The sequence below is a fragment of the Novosphingobium sp. P6W genome, from assembly GCF_000876675.2.
Lineage (GTDB): Bacteria > Pseudomonadota > Alphaproteobacteria > Sphingomonadales > Sphingomonadaceae > Novosphingobium.
The window spans coordinates 2,809,042-2,821,870 of record NZ_CP030352.1 but is presented as its reverse complement, the minus strand read 5'-3'; the positions used below and the strand labels follow the sequence as shown (position 1 = coordinate 2,821,870).

General features: G+C 61.9%; 21 protein-coding genes. 20 read left to right on the top strand and 1 reads right to left on the bottom strand.

Going from position 1 to position 12,829, the window contains the following annotated elements; translation table 11 throughout:
- Positions 1–21: 21 nt before the first annotated feature.
- Both fusA and tuf read left to right on the top strand, forming a co-directional pair.
- Positions 22–2,106 carry an elongation factor G gene (gene fusA, locus TQ38_RS13560; protein WP_043971116.1) on the top strand — a complete coding sequence of 695 codons (2,085 nt, stop codon included), beginning with the start codon at positions 22–24 and terminating at the stop codon, positions 2,104–2,106.
- 145 nt (positions 2,107–2,251) lie between these two features.
- Positions 2,252–3,442 carry an elongation factor Tu gene (tuf, locus tag TQ38_RS13555; protein ID WP_043971114.1) on the top strand — a complete coding sequence of 397 codons (1,191 nt, stop codon included), beginning with the start codon at positions 2,252–2,254 and terminating at the stop codon, positions 3,440–3,442.
- 109 nt (positions 3,443–3,551) lie between these two features.
- On the opposite strand, the gene TQ38_RS13550 is transcribed toward tuf, so the two are convergent.
- Entirely contained in the window at positions 3,552–4,052 is a 501-nt protein-coding gene (locus tag TQ38_RS13550) for a hypothetical protein (protein ID WP_052505553.1), read from the bottom strand.
- 212 nt (positions 4,053–4,264) lie between these two features.
- On the opposite strand from TQ38_RS13550, the gene rpsJ reads away from it, so the two are divergent.
- The 18 genes from rpsJ to rplR all read left to right on the top strand — a co-directional run bounded on the left by rpsJ (position 4,265) and on the right by rplR (position 12,828).
- Positions 4,265–4,576 (top strand): 30S ribosomal protein S10, encoded by a 312-nt coding sequence (gene rpsJ, locus TQ38_RS13545; protein WP_043971113.1) that lies wholly within the window; start codon positions 4,265–4,267, stop codon positions 4,574–4,576.
- A gap of 355 nt (positions 4,577–4,931) precedes the next feature.
- Entirely contained in the window at positions 4,932–5,687 is a 756-nt protein-coding gene (gene rplC, locus TQ38_RS13540; RefSeq protein WP_043971112.1) for a 50S ribosomal protein L3, read from the top strand.
- A 2-nt stretch (positions 5,688–5,689) separates the two neighbouring features.
- Positions 5,690–6,316 (top strand): 50S ribosomal protein L4, encoded by a 627-nt coding sequence (rplD, locus tag TQ38_RS13535; RefSeq protein ID WP_043971110.1) that lies wholly within the window; start codon positions 5,690–5,692, stop codon positions 6,314–6,316.
- Entirely contained in the window at positions 6,309–6,620 is a 312-nt protein-coding gene (locus TQ38_RS13530) for a 50S ribosomal protein L23 (RefSeq protein ID WP_043971108.1), read from the top strand. Before rplD ends, TQ38_RS13530 begins: the two co-directional genes overlap by 8 nt.
- A gap of 4 nt (positions 6,621–6,624) precedes the next feature.
- Positions 6,625–7,461, top strand: a complete 837-nt coding sequence (gene rplB, locus TQ38_RS13525; RefSeq protein WP_043971106.1) for a 50S ribosomal protein L2 — start codon at positions 6,625–6,627, stop codon at positions 7,459–7,461.
- A 6-nt stretch (positions 7,462–7,467) separates the two neighbouring features.
- Positions 7,468–7,749 (top strand): 30S ribosomal protein S19, encoded by a 282-nt coding sequence (gene rpsS, locus TQ38_RS13520; protein ID WP_043971105.1) that lies wholly within the window; start codon positions 7,468–7,470, stop codon positions 7,747–7,749.
- A complete protein-coding gene (gene rplV, locus TQ38_RS13515) occupies positions 7,746–8,123 on the top strand; it encodes a 50S ribosomal protein L22 (RefSeq protein WP_043971103.1) in 378 nt (125 codons plus the stop codon). The genes rpsS and rplV overlap by 4 nt, the downstream gene beginning before the upstream one ends.
- 3 nt (positions 8,124–8,126) lie before the next feature.
- A complete protein-coding gene (gene rpsC, locus TQ38_RS13510) occupies positions 8,127–8,822 on the top strand; it encodes a 30S ribosomal protein S3 (RefSeq protein WP_043971101.1) in 696 nt (231 codons plus the stop codon).
- Positions 8,823–8,843: 21 nt separating this feature from the next.
- Positions 8,844–9,278 (top strand): 50S ribosomal protein L16, encoded by a 435-nt coding sequence (gene rplP, locus TQ38_RS13505; protein WP_043971098.1) that lies wholly within the window; start codon positions 8,844–8,846, stop codon positions 9,276–9,278.
- On the top strand, positions 9,278–9,484 hold the full coding sequence (gene rpmC / locus TQ38_RS13500; RefSeq protein ID WP_043971096.1) for a 50S ribosomal protein L29: 207 nt from the start codon (positions 9,278–9,280) through the stop codon (positions 9,482–9,484). Before rplP ends, rpmC begins: the two co-directional genes overlap by 1 nt.
- Positions 9,485–9,496: 12 nt before the next feature.
- The gene (gene rpsQ / locus TQ38_RS13495; protein WP_043971094.1) at positions 9,497–9,766 is read left to right on the top strand and encodes a 30S ribosomal protein S17; all 270 of its coding nucleotides are present in this window, start codon (positions 9,497–9,499) and stop codon (positions 9,764–9,766) included.
- A 193-nt stretch (positions 9,767–9,959) separates the two neighbouring features.
- A complete protein-coding gene (gene rplN / locus TQ38_RS13490; RefSeq protein ID WP_043971092.1) occupies positions 9,960–10,328 on the top strand; it encodes a 50S ribosomal protein L14 in 369 nt (122 codons plus the stop codon).
- Positions 10,328–10,645, top strand: coding sequence for a 50S ribosomal protein L24 (gene rplX, locus TQ38_RS13485; RefSeq protein WP_043971090.1), 318 nt, complete (start codon positions 10,328–10,330; stop codon positions 10,643–10,645). Before rplN ends, rplX begins: the two co-directional genes overlap by 1 nt.
- Positions 10,638–11,219 (top strand): 50S ribosomal protein L5, encoded by a 582-nt coding sequence (rplE, locus tag TQ38_RS13480; protein WP_043971089.1) that lies wholly within the window; start codon positions 10,638–10,640, stop codon positions 11,217–11,219. The genes rplX and rplE overlap by 8 nt, the downstream gene beginning before the upstream one ends.
- A gap of 26 nt (positions 11,220–11,245) precedes the next feature.
- Positions 11,246–11,551, top strand: coding sequence for a 30S ribosomal protein S14 (gene rpsN / locus TQ38_RS13475; RefSeq protein WP_043971087.1), 306 nt, complete (start codon positions 11,246–11,248; stop codon positions 11,549–11,551).
- Between the two features lie 10 nt (positions 11,552–11,561).
- Positions 11,562–11,957, top strand: coding sequence for a 30S ribosomal protein S8 (rpsH, locus tag TQ38_RS13470; protein ID WP_007682156.1), 396 nt, complete (start codon positions 11,562–11,564; stop codon positions 11,955–11,957).
- Positions 11,957–12,490 (top strand): 50S ribosomal protein L6, encoded by a 534-nt coding sequence (rplF, locus tag TQ38_RS13465; protein ID WP_043971085.1) that lies wholly within the window; start codon positions 11,957–11,959, stop codon positions 12,488–12,490. The genes rpsH and rplF overlap by 1 nt, the downstream gene beginning before the upstream one ends.
- Positions 12,490–12,828 (top strand): 50S ribosomal protein L18, encoded by a 339-nt coding sequence (gene rplR, locus TQ38_RS13460; protein WP_043971083.1) that lies wholly within the window; start codon positions 12,490–12,492, stop codon positions 12,826–12,828. Before rplF ends, rplR begins: the two co-directional genes overlap by 1 nt.
- Position 12,829: the final 1 nt, after the last annotated feature.

The window sequence follows — 12,829 nt, the reverse complement described above, 5'->3', positions numbered from 1 at the left end:
ACTCCTGCTAAGGATTCTCCCATGGCACGCAGCCATCCGCTCAATATGTACCGCAATATCGGTATTATGGCGCACATCGACGCTGGTAAGACCACGACGACCGAGCGTATCCTCTACTACACCGGCAAGTCCTACAAGATCGGCGAAGTGCACGACGGCGCCGCGACCATGGACTGGATGGAGCAGGAGCAGGAGCGCGGAATCACGATCACCTCGGCAGCGACCACCTGCTTCTGGACCTCCGAGGACAAAGAATACCGCATCAACATCATCGACACCCCGGGCCACGTTGACTTCACCATCGAAGTCGAACGTTCGCTCCGCGTGCTCGACGGCGCCGTGGCTTGCTTCGACGGCGTTGCCGGCGTGGAACCGCAGTCGGAAACCGTCTGGCGCCAGGCCGACAAGTACGGCGTCCCGCGCATGTGCTTCATCAACAAACTCGACCGCACCGGCGCCAACTTCAAGTACTGCGTGCAGTCGATCATCGACCGCCTCGGTGCGACCCCGGCTGTCCTGTACATTCCGATCGGCCTCGAAGCCGACCTGAAGGGCCTCGTCGACCTCGTGCACAACCGTGCGATCATCTGGAAGGACGAAGCGCTGGGCGCCGAATTCTTCTACGAAGAGATCCCGGCTGAACTGGCCGACGAAGCCGCTGAATATCGCACCGCGCTGATCGAACTCGTCGTCGACCAGGACGATGCCGCGATGGAAGCGTACCTCGAAGGCACCGAGCCTGACGTCGACACGCTGAAGGCGCTGATCCGCAAGGGCACGCTGGGTCACGCGTTCGTGCCGGTCGTTTGCGGTTCGGCGTTCAAGAACAAGGGTGTTCAGCCCCTGCTCGACGCCGTCGTCGACTACCTGCCTTCGCCGCTCGACATCGAAGACGTCCAGGGCGTGAAGGTCGATTCCGACGAGGCCGACAGCCGTCCGCCCAAGGACGACGCTCCGTTCTCGGCGCTCGCCTTCAAGGTCATGAACGATCCCTTCGTGGGCTCGCTCACCTTCATCCGCATCTACTCGGGTACGCTCACCAAGGGCACCTACCTGAACTCGGTGAAGGGCAAGAAGGAAAAGGTCGGCCGCATTCTCGAAATGCACGCCAATGACCGTAAGGACATCGACGAGTCGTTCGCGGGTGACATCGTCGCTCTCGCCGGCATGAAGGAAACCACGACGGGCGACACGCTCTGCTCGGAGCGTTTCCCGATCGTCCTCGAGCGCATGGAATTCCCCGAGCCGGTCATCGAGCTGTCGGTGGAGCCCAAGACCAAGGCCGACCAGGAGAAGATGGGCATCGCGCTCAACCGTCTCTCGGCCGAGGATCCCTCGTTCCGCGTTTCGACCGACCACGAGTCGGGCCAGACGATCATCAAGGGCATGGGCGAGCTTCACCTCGACATCATCGTCGATCGTATGCGCCGCGAGTTCAAGGTCGAGGCCAACGTCGGTGCGCCGCAGGTGGCTTACCGCGAATACCTCGGCAAGCCGGTCGACGTCGATTACACCCACAAGAAGCAGTCGGGTGGTACCGGTCAGTTCGGCCGCGTGAAGGTCAAGGTCACGCCGGGCGAGCGCGGTTCGGGCATCACCTTCAAGGACGAGATCAAGGGCGGTAACATTCCGAAGGAATATATCCCCGCGATCGAAAAGGGCATGCGCGAAACCGCTGCCTCGGGTTCGCTGGTCGGCTTCCCGATCATCGACTTCGACATCGTTCTCTATGACGGTTCGTACCACGACGTCGACTCGAGCGCCCTGGCGTTCGAAATCGCCGGCCGTGCTGCGATGCGCGAAGTGGCGCAGAAGGCAGGCATCAAGCTGCTCGAGCCGATCATGAAGGTCGAAGTCGTCACCCCTGAGGAGTTCATGGGCGACGTCATCGGCGATCTCAACTCGCGTCGTGGGCAGATCCAGGGCACCGACAGCCGCGGCAATGCCCAGGTCGTCGACGCCAACACGCCTCTCGCGAACATGTTCGGCTACGTGAACTCGCTGCGTTCCTTCACCCAGGGCCGCGCGAACTACTCGATGCAGTTCTCGCACTATGACGAAGTCCCGGCGAACGTCGCGGCTGAAGTCAAGGAGAAGCTCGCCTAAGGCGAGTGGGGTTAAGGGGAAGCTGGCCTGACGGCCAAGAATGCTTGCCTGACAATACGATTGGTTCTAGGGGCGGCGCCTGCGTCCGCGGGCTCCGCTCCGATACCCCGCAGATTCGAAATCAAGACGAAAGAAGGTTTGAAACATGGCCAAGGCTAAATTTGAGCGGAACAAGCCGCACTGCAACATCGGCACCATCGGTCACGTCGACCATGGCAAGACCACGCTGACCGCCGCAATCACCAAGGTGATGGCTGAAGCGTTCGGCGGTACCGCCGTTGACTTCGCGAACATCGACAAGGCTCCCGAAGAGCGCGAGCGCGGCATCACGATCTCGACCGCACACGTCGAGTACGAGACCGCCGAGCGTCACTACGCACACGTCGACTGCCCGGGTCACGCTGACTACGTCAAGAACATGATCACCGGTGCTGCCCAGATGGACGGCGCGATCCTGGTTGTGAACGCTGCTGACGGCCCGATGCCGCAGACCCGCGAGCACATCCTGCTTGCTCGCCAGGTTGGCGTCCCGCAGCTCGTCGTGTTCATGAACAAGGTCGACCAGGTCGACGACGCCGAGCTGCTCGAGCTCGTCGAACTCGAAGTTCGCGAACTGCTCTCGTCGTATGACTTCGACGGCGACAACATTCCGATCATCATGGGTTCGGCTCTCGCCGCTCTCGAAGGTCGCGACGACAACATCGGCAAGGAAAAGATCCTTGAGCTGATGGCTGCTGTCGACAGCTACATCCCGCAGCCGCCGCGTCCCACCGACAAGGCGTTCCTGATGCCCGTCGAAGACGTGTTCTCGATCTCGGGTCGTGGTACGGTTGTTACCGGCCGCGTCGAGACCGGCATCGTCAAGGTTGGTGAGGAAGTCGAAGTTGTCGGCATCCGCAACACCCAGAAGACCGTCGTCACCGGCGTCGAAATGTTCCGCAAGCTGCTCGACGAAGGTCGTGCAGGCGACAACATCGGCGCGCTGGTTCGCGGCCTGAAGCGTGAAGACGTTGAGCGCGGCCAGGTTCTGGCCAAGCCGGGCACCGTGACCCCGCACACCGAGTTCTCGGCTGAAGTCTACGTTCTGTCGAAGGATGAAGGCGGCCGTCACACGCCGTTCTTCGCCAACTACCGTCCGCAGTTCTACTTCCGCACCACCGACGTGACCGGCGAAGTGATCCTCCCCGAGGGCACCGAGATGGTCATGCCGGGCGACAACGTCACGATCAGCGTCAAGCTCATCGCGCCGATCGCCATGGACGATGGCCTGCGCTTCGCAATCCGCGAAGGCGGCCGTACCGTTGGTTCGGGCGTCGTTTCGAAGATCACGAAGTAATTCGCTGATCTGAAGCTACGGCTGCAGTGATTAGCCCGGCCTTGCGCAAGCAAGGCCGGGCTTTTCGCGTTTCAGGGGGCGACTGACTGCTTACCGGCAGCAGGGCATCCTAGGGTGCGCGTATCTCTCCCTGCCCGATCTTCCACGCATCCGAGCCCTTGGGGGCTTCGGGGATAGTGCTGAGGTCTATATAGTAAACGGGCGGTGGGGCACGGCCGAACGGTATGGTGATGCACGGCCCGAGGCAGCCGGGCAGTCCCGAAACGTTCGGCGGGCGCAAGTCGCCCGTATTCGTGCTTTCGTCGACGGACCTGGACGCTGGCACCCGCTCGCTGACGCCGTCGCCGCCGTGCGAGCACACGACGATCGTGCCATCATTGCCGCCATTACTGGCGCGGGCTGCGGCAAGGCAGGCGTCATCCACTGCGCCGCCTTTGGGATCGGGCAGATTGGCATGGGCGGTGAGAACGTCAGTTTCAGCAAGATCGACGGGGTCGTCCTTGCCGGCCGGGCCGTAGGAAGCGTCGGCGGACGAAGCTGCGCCGGACGCAAGGCATGCAAGCAGGAGCGCGGCAAGCGCGCTGGAAATTGTCGTGGTGGTGGAGGACATTGGCAGCGTCTTCTGTTAGGCGTCCCCAGATGAGCCTAGGCTCCGGATCGGACGCAGGGAAGAGCGGATGCGACGAACCGCATGCCCAGCCGCCCAAATCCTTTTGAGGCCCGAGAAATCAGGGCTTGATCGACTCGGTCCGACGATGTAGGGGCGCGTCTCGAATTTAATGGGGCTTAGGCCCTTTGGCTCTTTCTCATCGGTAGTAGGTAATGGACGCTCAGAACATTCGCATTCGCCTCAAGGCGTTTGACCACCGCGTGCTCGACCAGGCAACTGGCGAAATCGCTGACACGGCTCGTCGTACCGGCGCGCTGATCCGGGGCCCCATTCCGCTTCCGACCCACATCGAGAAGTTCACCGTGAACCGCGGCCCGCACGTCGACAAGAAGTCGCGTGAGCAGTTCGAGGTCCGTACCTACAAGCGTCTCCTCGACATCGTGCAGCCCAACGCTGCCACTGTCGACGCGCTGATGAAGCTGGACCTCGCGGCTGGCGTGAACGTCGAAATCAAGCTGGCGTGAGTCAGCTTACGGGGTGATCCTCAAGGGTCGCCCCGATAAGTCTTTTCCGATCGGACTTTAAACGATCGAGGCGAATTTCGGATCTTTCGGATCCCGAATACCTTGTCGGCCCTTGCGGTCGGCTCTGCGGGGAGAAACCCGCATAGACAGCGCCCCGGAGGGAAACCGAAGGGGACACAAGGGATACCTCTGGCGCTGCCTTCGGGACGCGTCGGGAATGCGTCCCCCGTCTCGTTTCCGCTGCCCATTTCCGGGTCAGCAGGGAACACCTGACCCGGACGGGGTTCGTATCACAAATAGGGTTGGACACGCGTGCGGGGGATGGTCCTGCGCACGCCTCTGTAAGGAGAAGGTCATGCGTACCGGCGTGATCGCCAAGAAAGTCGGGATGACCCGCCTGTTCCAGGAGGATGGCCGCCATGTGCCCGTCACCGTCCTGGCCCTGGAAGGCTGCCAGGTGGTTTCGGTCCGCACCTCTGATCGTGACGGTTACGTCGCGGTTCAGCTCGGTGCTGGTGAAGCCAAGCAGAAGAACGTCGCCAAGCCGCAGCGCGAACATTTCGCCAAGGCTGAAGTTTCCCTCAAGATGCGCGTCGCGGAATTCCGCGTCGCCGACGACGCCCTCCTCGAGGTCGGCTCGACGATCGCAGCTTCGCACTTCGTGCCTGGCCAGCTGGTCGACGTAGGCGGTCACACGCAGGGTAAGGGCTTCCAGGGCGCTATGAAGCGCTGGGGCTTCGGCGGTATGCGCGCAACCCACGGTGTTTCGATCTCGCACCGTGCACACGGTTCGACCGGTCAGCGCCAGGATCCGGGCAAGGTCTTCAAGAACAAGAAGATGGCCGGCCACATGGGTGACCGTCAGCGTACGCAGCAGAACCTCGAAGTCGTCCGCGTGGATGACGAGCGTGGCCTCATCTTCGTCAAGGGCTCGGTCCCTGGTTCGAAGAACGGCTGGCTCACCGTTTCGGACGCCGTCAAGGTCGACCGTCACGCTGAGGCTCCGTACCCCGCCGGCCTGCTTCAGGCTTCCAACATCAACGACACGGCCGCTGCCGAGACCCCCGCTGATGTGGCGGCTCCCGAAGCGACCGAAGGCCAGGAGGGCTAATCATGAAGGTTCAAGTCCTCAACATCGATGGCTCGGCCGCTAACGCCGACATCGAGCTTTCGGACGACGTGTTCGGCCTCGAGCCGCGCGCGGACATCCTGCATCGCGTGGTCACCTGGCAGCTCGAGAACCGTCGCGGCACCGCCCGCGCCACTCGCGAGCGTTCGGATGTTGCGCGTACCGGCAAGAAGTTCGGCCGCCAGAAGGGTGGTGGTACCGCTCGTCACGGCGATCGTGCAGCTCCCGTCTTCATCGGTGGTGGTAAGGCTCACGGTGCACGTCGCCGCGATTTCAACCCGTCGCTGAACAAGAAGATCCGTGCGCTCGGCCTGAAGATGGCTCTGTCGGCAAAGGCCCTGAACGGCCTTGTCATCGTCGACTCGCTCGACGTTGCTGACGGCAAGACCAAGGTTCTCGTCGGTGATCTCGCGAAGGCGAACTTCGGCAAGAAGATCCTCGTCATGGACGGTGAGCAGGTCAACGAGGGCTTCGCTCTCGCCGCCCGCAACATCATCGGTGTCAACGTGCTTCCTGCTGTCGGCGCCAATGTCTACGACATCCTGAAGCACGATACGCTGGTGCTGACCCGCGCCGCTGTCGAAAAGCTGGAGGCCCGTTTCAATGGCTAAGAGCAACGTGGACATCCGTCATTTTGACGTGATCCTCTCGCCGCACATCACTGAGAAGTCGACCCTGCTCTCCGAGCATAACGCGGTTGTCTTCAAGGTGGCTGATGCAGCGACCAAGCCCCAGATCAAGGCTGCCGTCGAGGCGCTGTTCGATGTCAAGGTAACTGGCGTCAACACCCTGGTCGTCAAGGGCAAGACCAAGCGCTGGCGCGGTAGGGAATACCGCCGCAGCGACGTGAAGAAGGCGATTGTCACGCTGGCCGAAGGCCAGTCGATTGACGTCACCGAAGGCGTGCGGGGCTGATCAGATGGCACTGAAGAAATATAACCCGACCAGCCCGGCACGCCGTGGCCTGGTCCTCGTCGACAAGTCGTCGCTCTGGAAGGGCAAGCCCCTCAAGGCGCTGACCGAAGGCAAGAGCAAGACCGGCGGCCGCAACAACAAGGGTCACGTGACCTCGCGCGGTATCGCTGGCGGTCACAAGCAGAAGTATCGCTTCATCGACTTCAAGCGTCGTAAGTTCGATATGGAAGCGACCGTGGAGCGTATCGAATACGATCCCAACCGCACGGCCTTCATCGCTCTGGTGAAGTACACCGACGGCGAGCAGACCTACATCATCGCGCCGCAGCGTCTTGCGGTTGGTGACGTTGTCGTCGCCGGCGAGAAGACCGACGTGAAGCCTGGTAATGCCATGCTGCTGTCGCAGATGCCGGTTGGCACGATCTGCCACAACGTCGAGATGAAGCCGGGCAAGGGTGGCCAGATCGCCCGTTCGGCAGGCACGTATGTTCAGGTCGTCGGTCGTGACCGCGGCATGGTCATCGTGCGCCTCAACTCGGGTGAGCAGCGTTACCTGCGCGGCGATTGCATGGGCACTGTGGGCGCCGTGTCGAACCCCGACAACGGCAACCAGACCCTCGCAAAGGCTGGCCGCAAGCGCTGGATGGGCCGTCGTCCGCTTACGCGTGGTGTGGCAAAGAACCCGGTCGATCACCCGCACGGTGGTGGTGAAGGTCGTACTTCGGGTGGTCGTCACCCGGTTACGCCTTGGGGCAAGCCGACCAAGGGCGCTCGCACTCGCAACAACAAGCAGACGGATAAGCTTATCATCCGTTCGCGTCACGCCAAGAAGAAGAGGTAAGTCACGATGGCACGTTCCGTCTGGAAAGGCCCCTTCGTTGACCTCTACCTTCTCAAGAAGGCTGAAGTCGCGCAGGATGCCGGCAGCCGTGGTGGCCCGATCAAGACATGGTCGCGCCGTTCCACCATTCTCCCGCAGTTCGTTGGTCTGACCTTCACGGTCTACAACGGGCACAAGTTCATCCCGGTCTCGGTCAACGAGGACATGGTCGGTCACAAGCTGGGTGAGTTCGCTCCCACCCGCACGTTCCCGGGCCACGCCGCCGACAAGAAGGGCAAGCGCAAGTGAGCAAGCAAGCTGCACCCCGCCGCGTCGGTGACAAGGAAGCTCTTGCGGTCAACACGAACATTCGTGGTTCGGCCCAGAAGCTCAACCTGGTTGCTGCCCTCATCCGTGGCCAGCGCGTCGAAGACGCGATGAACATCCTCTCCTTCTCCACGAAGGCGATGGCTGTTGACGCTCGCAAGGTCCTGGCCTCTGCGATCGCCAATGCGGAAAACAACCACAACCTCGACGTCGACGCTCTCGTCGTCGCCGAGGCGTCGGTCGGCAAGTCGATCACCATGAAGCGTTTCCACGCTCGTGGTCGCGGCAAGTCCACCCGCATCCTCAAGCCGTTCTCACGGCTCCGGATCGTCGTTCGCGAAGTCGAGGAGGCCTGATCCATGGGTCATAAGAGCAATCCGATCGGTCTGCGTCTGCAGATCAACCGCACCTGGGACAGCCGCTGGTATGCGGAAGGCCAGGACTACCGCCAGCTTCTTGAAGAAGACATCAAGATCCGCAAGTCCATCATGGCGACGCTGCCCCAGGCAGCGATCTCCAAGGTGGTGATCGAGCGTCCGGCCAAGCTGTGCCGCATCTCGATCTTCGCGGCTCGTCCCGGTGTCATCATCGGCAAGAAGGGTGCTGACATCGAAAAGCTGCGCAAGCAGCTTGCCTCGATGACCAAGAGCGAAGTGAAGCTGAACATCGTCGAAATCCGCAAGCCGGAAGTCGATGCAAGGCTCGTCGCTCAGGGTATCGCCGACCAGCTGATCCGCCGCGTGGCGTTCCGCCGGGCGATGAAGCGCGCGATGCAGTCTGCCATGCGTCTGGGTGCCGAAGGCATCAAGATCATGTGCGGCGGCCGTCTGGGCGGGGCAGAAATCGCCCGCGTCGAGCAGTATCGCGAAGGTCGCGTGCCGCTTCACACCCTGCGTGCGAACATCGATTACGCTGATGTTGAGGCGCTGACCGCCTACGGCATCATCGGCATCAAGGTGTGGGTCTTCAAGGGCGAAATCCTTGGTCACGACCCGATGGCGCAGGACCGACTGATGATGGAAGCTCAGACTTCCGGCGTCCGTCCGGCCCGCTGATCCTAGGATAGAGTTAGCACCATGCTGCAACCAAAAAAGCACAAGTTCCGCAAGGCCTTCAAGGGCCGGATCAAGGGCGACGCCAAGGGTGGCACCGACCTGAACTTCGGTTCCTACGGCCTCAAGGCCATGGAGCCCGAGCGGATCACCGCCCGCCAGATCGAAGCGGCTCGCCGCGCGATCACGCGTCACATCAAGCGCCAGGGTCGCCTCTGGATTCGCATCTTCCCGGATGTGCCGGTTTCCAAGAAGCCTGCCGAAGTCCGTCAGGGTAAGGGCAAGGGTGCGGTCGAATACTGGGCAGCCCGCGTCAAGCCGGGTCGCATCCTGTTCGAACTGGACGGCGTTGCCGGCCCGCTCGCTGCAGAAGCGTTCGAACGTGCTGCGATGAAGCTGCCGATCAAGACCAAGGTCGTTGCCCGTCTCGGCGACACCACCCACCTGGGAGGCGAATGATGGCCGCCAAGACCGAAGACTTCCGCGCCAAGAGCGACGACCAGCTGACCGCTGACCTCGTCGATCTCAAGCGCGAGCAGTTCAACCTGCGTTTCCAGGCCGCCACGAGCCAGCTCGAGCGTCCGGCACGCATCAAGGAAGTCCGTCGCGACATCGCCCGCATCAAGACGCTCCAGGCCGAGCGTTCTGGTTCGGCGAAGGCGTAAGGAGAAGCAACGATGCCCAAGCGTATTCTTAGCGGGACCGTCGTCTCCGACAAGACGGACAAGACCGTGACCGTGCTCGTTGAGCGCAAGGTGAAGCACCCCCTTTATGGGAAGATCATCCGCCGCTCGAAGAAGTACCACGCCCACGACGAGGACAACGCCTTCAAGACCGGCGAGAAAGTCCGGATCGAGGAGACGTCGCCCTACTCGAAGACCAAGACCTGGAAGGTTCTTGACCGTCTTCAGGCGAGCAAGGGTACGGCACTCGAAGCTGAGGTTTGATCCTCGGTTGAGATTGAAGCCGGAGCTTTCGGGCTCCGGCTTTGGCCTTGCCTGACGAGAGTTGACCTAAGCGGTTGAATGCGGCAAAGGGCCGCCTTCGCCCGTTGCGGGCGACTCGGGCCTCTTCGGGGGCCTGTATTTTTAGGAACTGCCGGACTGGTTCCGGCAAGCCAGTTGAGAAGGACCCGGATCGATGATCCAGATGCAATCCAATCTCGACGTCGCGGACAACAGCGGCGCAAAGCGCGTCCAGTGCATCAAGGTACTGGGTGGCTCCAAGCGTCGTTTCGCAGGCGTCGGCGACATCATCGTGGTGTCGATCAAGGAGGCGCAGCCGCGTGCTCGCGTCAAGAAGGGCGACGTGCACCGCGCCGTCATCGTGCGCACCCGCAAGGATGTGCGCCGTGGCGACGGTAGCGTGATCCGCTTCGACAGCAATGCTGCCGTGCTGATCAACAAGAACGAGGAGCCGATCGGCACTCGTATCTTCGGCCCAGTGGTCCGCGAACTTCGTGGCCGTGGCTTCATGAAGATCATCTCGCTCGCGCCGGAGGTGCTGTAATGGCTGCCGCTAAGATCAAGAAGGGCGACTCGGTCGTCGTTCTCTCGGGCAAGGACAAGGGTCGCACCGGCACGGTGCTCCAGGTTCAGCCCAAGGATGGCAAGGTCGTTGTCGAGGGCGTCAACGTCGCCACTCGTCACCGCAAGCCCACCCAGGCGAACCCTCAGGGTGGCATCGATCGCATTCCTGCGCCGATGCACATCTGCAAGGTCGCTGTTGCGGACAAGGACGGCAAGCCGACCCGCGTTCGTTTTGAAACCAAGGACGGCAAGAAGGTCCGCGTGGCCGTGAAGTCCGGGGAGACGATCGATGGCTGAGCAGTACATTCCGCGCCTGCGGACCAAGTTCGACGCCGAAATCGCGAAGGCGATGACCGAGAAGTTCGGTTACAAGAACGTGATGGAAATTCCGAAGATCGAAAAGATCACGCTCAACATGGGCGTCGGTGAGGCCAGCCAGGACAAGAAGAAGGTCCAGACTGCCGCTGCCGAGATGGAACTCATCGCCGGCCAGAAGCCTGTCATCACCAAAGCCCGCAAGTCGATCGCACAGTTCAAGCTGCGCGAAGGCATGCCGATCGGCTGCAAGGTGACGCTGCGCCGCGAGCGTATGTACGAATTCCTCGATCGTCTCGTGACCGTGGCCATGCCGCGCATCCGAGATTTTCGTGGTCTGAACCCGAAGTCGTTCGACGGCCGTGGCAACTATGCCATGGGCCTGAAGGAGCAGATCATCTTCCCAGAGATCAGCTACGACCGGATCGACAAGGTGCGTGGGATGGACATCATCGTCACCACCACCGCGAAGACCGATGACGAGGCGCGCGAGCTGCTGCGTCTGTTCGGTTTCCCGTTCCCGGCTGAAGAGTCGGAACAGAAGGAGGCGGCGTGAGCCGCTGAAGAAGAGAGCTTAAGTCCATGGCGAAACTGAGTTCCGTGAACAAGAATGAGCGTCGCAAGAAGCTCGTTAAGAAGTATGCAGGCAAGTACGCTGCCCTCAAGGCGGTTGCCGACGACCAGTCGCTCGAAGAAACCGAGCGTCTGATCGCCCGCCTGAAGCTGGCCGAGATCCCGCGCAACGCAAACCCCACCCGGGTTCGCAACCGTTGCGCCACGACCGGCCGTCCGCGCGGTTACTACCGCAAGTTCGGCCTTTGCCGCATCGAACTGCGTGATCTTGCCAACAAGGGCATGATCCCCGGTGTGACGAAGTCGAGCTGGTAAGGGTTAGAAAATGGCATTGACCGATCCCCTGGGTGACATGCTCACCCGCATCCGCAACGGGCAGCAGGCGAAGAAGGATACTGTCCTTTCGCCCGCTTCGAAGCTTCGTGCGCGCGTCCTGGAAGTGCTTCAGCGCGAGGGCTACATCCGTGGCTTCTCCGACGATGCAACCGGCGCTCACCCGCAGCTGCGTATCGAACTGAAGTACTTTGAAGGCGAACCCGCCATCAAGCACATCGCCCGTGTCTCCAAGCCTGGCCGCCGCGTCTATTCGGGTTCCAAGGAACTTCCGATCGTGCGCAACGGTCTTGGCATCACCATCGTCTCGACGCCGCGCGGCGTGCTTTCGGATGCCGAAGCTCGTACCGCGAACGTCGGCGGCGAAGTGCTTGCGGAGGTCTTCTGATGAGCCGCATCGGTAAAAAGCCGGTTGCGATCCCGGGCGGTGTCACCGCCCAGATCGATAACGGCGTTCTCTCGGTGAAGGGGCCCAAGGGCACCCTGAACATGGGCCTGTCGAACCTCGTTACGACTTCGGTCGAGGGTGAAACCATTGCGGTTCAGCCCATCGGCAACTCGAAGTCGTCGCGCAGCCACTGGGGCCTTCAGCGCACCCTGGTTTCGAACCTGATCGAAGGCGTTGTCAACGGCTTCACCAAGGTCCTCGAAATCAAGGGCGTCGGCTACCGTGCAGCTTCGCAGGGCAAGACCCTGAAGCTGCAGCTGGGCTACTCGCACGACGTCGACATCGACGTGCCGGAAGGCATCGAGGTCAAGACCCCGGACAACACCACGGTCGAAATCTCCGGCATCGACAAGCAGAAGGTCGGCCAGCTTGCGGCCGAGATTCGTCGCTGGCGCAAGCCCGAGCCTTACAAGGGCAAGGGCATCCGTTACCGCGGCGAGTTCGTCTTCCGCAAGGAAGGGAAGAAGAAGTAATGGCAAAGCTGTCTCTCTTCGCGCGCCGTGCGCGCCGCGTCCGTACCGCGCTCAAGGCGCGTTCGGGTGGTCGTCCCCGTCTGTCGGTGCATCGCACCGGCCGCCACATCTACGCGCAGATCATCGACGATGCGCAGGGTCACACTGTCGCCGCAGCTAACACGCTCGGCGCCAAGGGCACTGACATCGACGCTGCTGTCCGCATTGGCAAGGAACTCGCCGAGGCGGCCGTCAAGGCTGGCATTACCTCGGTCGTGTTCGACCGCGGTGGCTTCCTGTACCACGGCCGCGTCAAGGCGCTGGCCGATGCCGCCCGCGAAGGCGGGCTGGAGTTCTGAT

Coding starts and splice junctions, on each gene's coding strand:
- fusA (WP_043971116.1), top strand. CDS start 22: ATGGCACGCAGCCATCCGCTCAATATGTACCGCAATATCGGTATTATG.
- tuf (WP_043971114.1), top strand. CDS start 2,252: ATGGCCAAGGCTAAATTTGAGCGGAACAAGCCGCACTGCAACATCGGC.
- TQ38_RS13550 (WP_052505553.1), bottom strand. CDS start 4,052: ATGTCCTCCACCACCACGACAATTTCCAGCGCGCTTGCCGCGCTCCTG.
- rpsJ (WP_043971113.1), top strand. CDS start 4,265: ATGGACGCTCAGAACATTCGCATTCGCCTCAAGGCGTTTGACCACCGC.
- rplC (WP_043971112.1), top strand. CDS start 4,932: ATGCGTACCGGCGTGATCGCCAAGAAAGTCGGGATGACCCGCCTGTTC.
- rplD (WP_043971110.1), top strand. CDS start 5,690: ATGAAGGTTCAAGTCCTCAACATCGATGGCTCGGCCGCTAACGCCGAC.
- TQ38_RS13530 (WP_043971108.1), top strand. CDS start 6,309: ATGGCTAAGAGCAACGTGGACATCCGTCATTTTGACGTGATCCTCTCG.
- rplB (WP_043971106.1), top strand. CDS start 6,625: ATGGCACTGAAGAAATATAACCCGACCAGCCCGGCACGCCGTGGCCTG.
- rpsS (WP_043971105.1), top strand. CDS start 7,468: ATGGCACGTTCCGTCTGGAAAGGCCCCTTCGTTGACCTCTACCTTCTC.
- rpsC (WP_043971101.1), top strand. CDS start 8,127: ATGGGTCATAAGAGCAATCCGATCGGTCTGCGTCTGCAGATCAACCGC.
- rplP (WP_043971098.1), top strand. CDS start 8,844: ATGCTGCAACCAAAAAAGCACAAGTTCCGCAAGGCCTTCAAGGGCCGG.
- rpmC (WP_043971096.1), top strand. CDS start 9,278: ATGGCCGCCAAGACCGAAGACTTCCGCGCCAAGAGCGACGACCAGCTG.
- rpsQ (WP_043971094.1), top strand. CDS start 9,497: ATGCCCAAGCGTATTCTTAGCGGGACCGTCGTCTCCGACAAGACGGAC.
- rplN (WP_043971092.1), top strand. CDS start 9,960: ATGATCCAGATGCAATCCAATCTCGACGTCGCGGACAACAGCGGCGCA.
- rplX (WP_043971090.1), top strand. CDS start 10,328: ATGGCTGCCGCTAAGATCAAGAAGGGCGACTCGGTCGTCGTTCTCTCG.
- rplE (WP_043971089.1), top strand. CDS start 10,638: ATGGCTGAGCAGTACATTCCGCGCCTGCGGACCAAGTTCGACGCCGAA.
- rpsN (WP_043971087.1), top strand. CDS start 11,246: ATGGCGAAACTGAGTTCCGTGAACAAGAATGAGCGTCGCAAGAAGCTC.
- rpsH (WP_007682156.1), top strand. CDS start 11,562: ATGGCATTGACCGATCCCCTGGGTGACATGCTCACCCGCATCCGCAAC.
- rplF (WP_043971085.1), top strand. CDS start 11,957: ATGAGCCGCATCGGTAAAAAGCCGGTTGCGATCCCGGGCGGTGTCACC.
- rplR (WP_043971083.1), top strand. CDS start 12,490: ATGGCAAAGCTGTCTCTCTTCGCGCGCCGTGCGCGCCGCGTCCGTACC.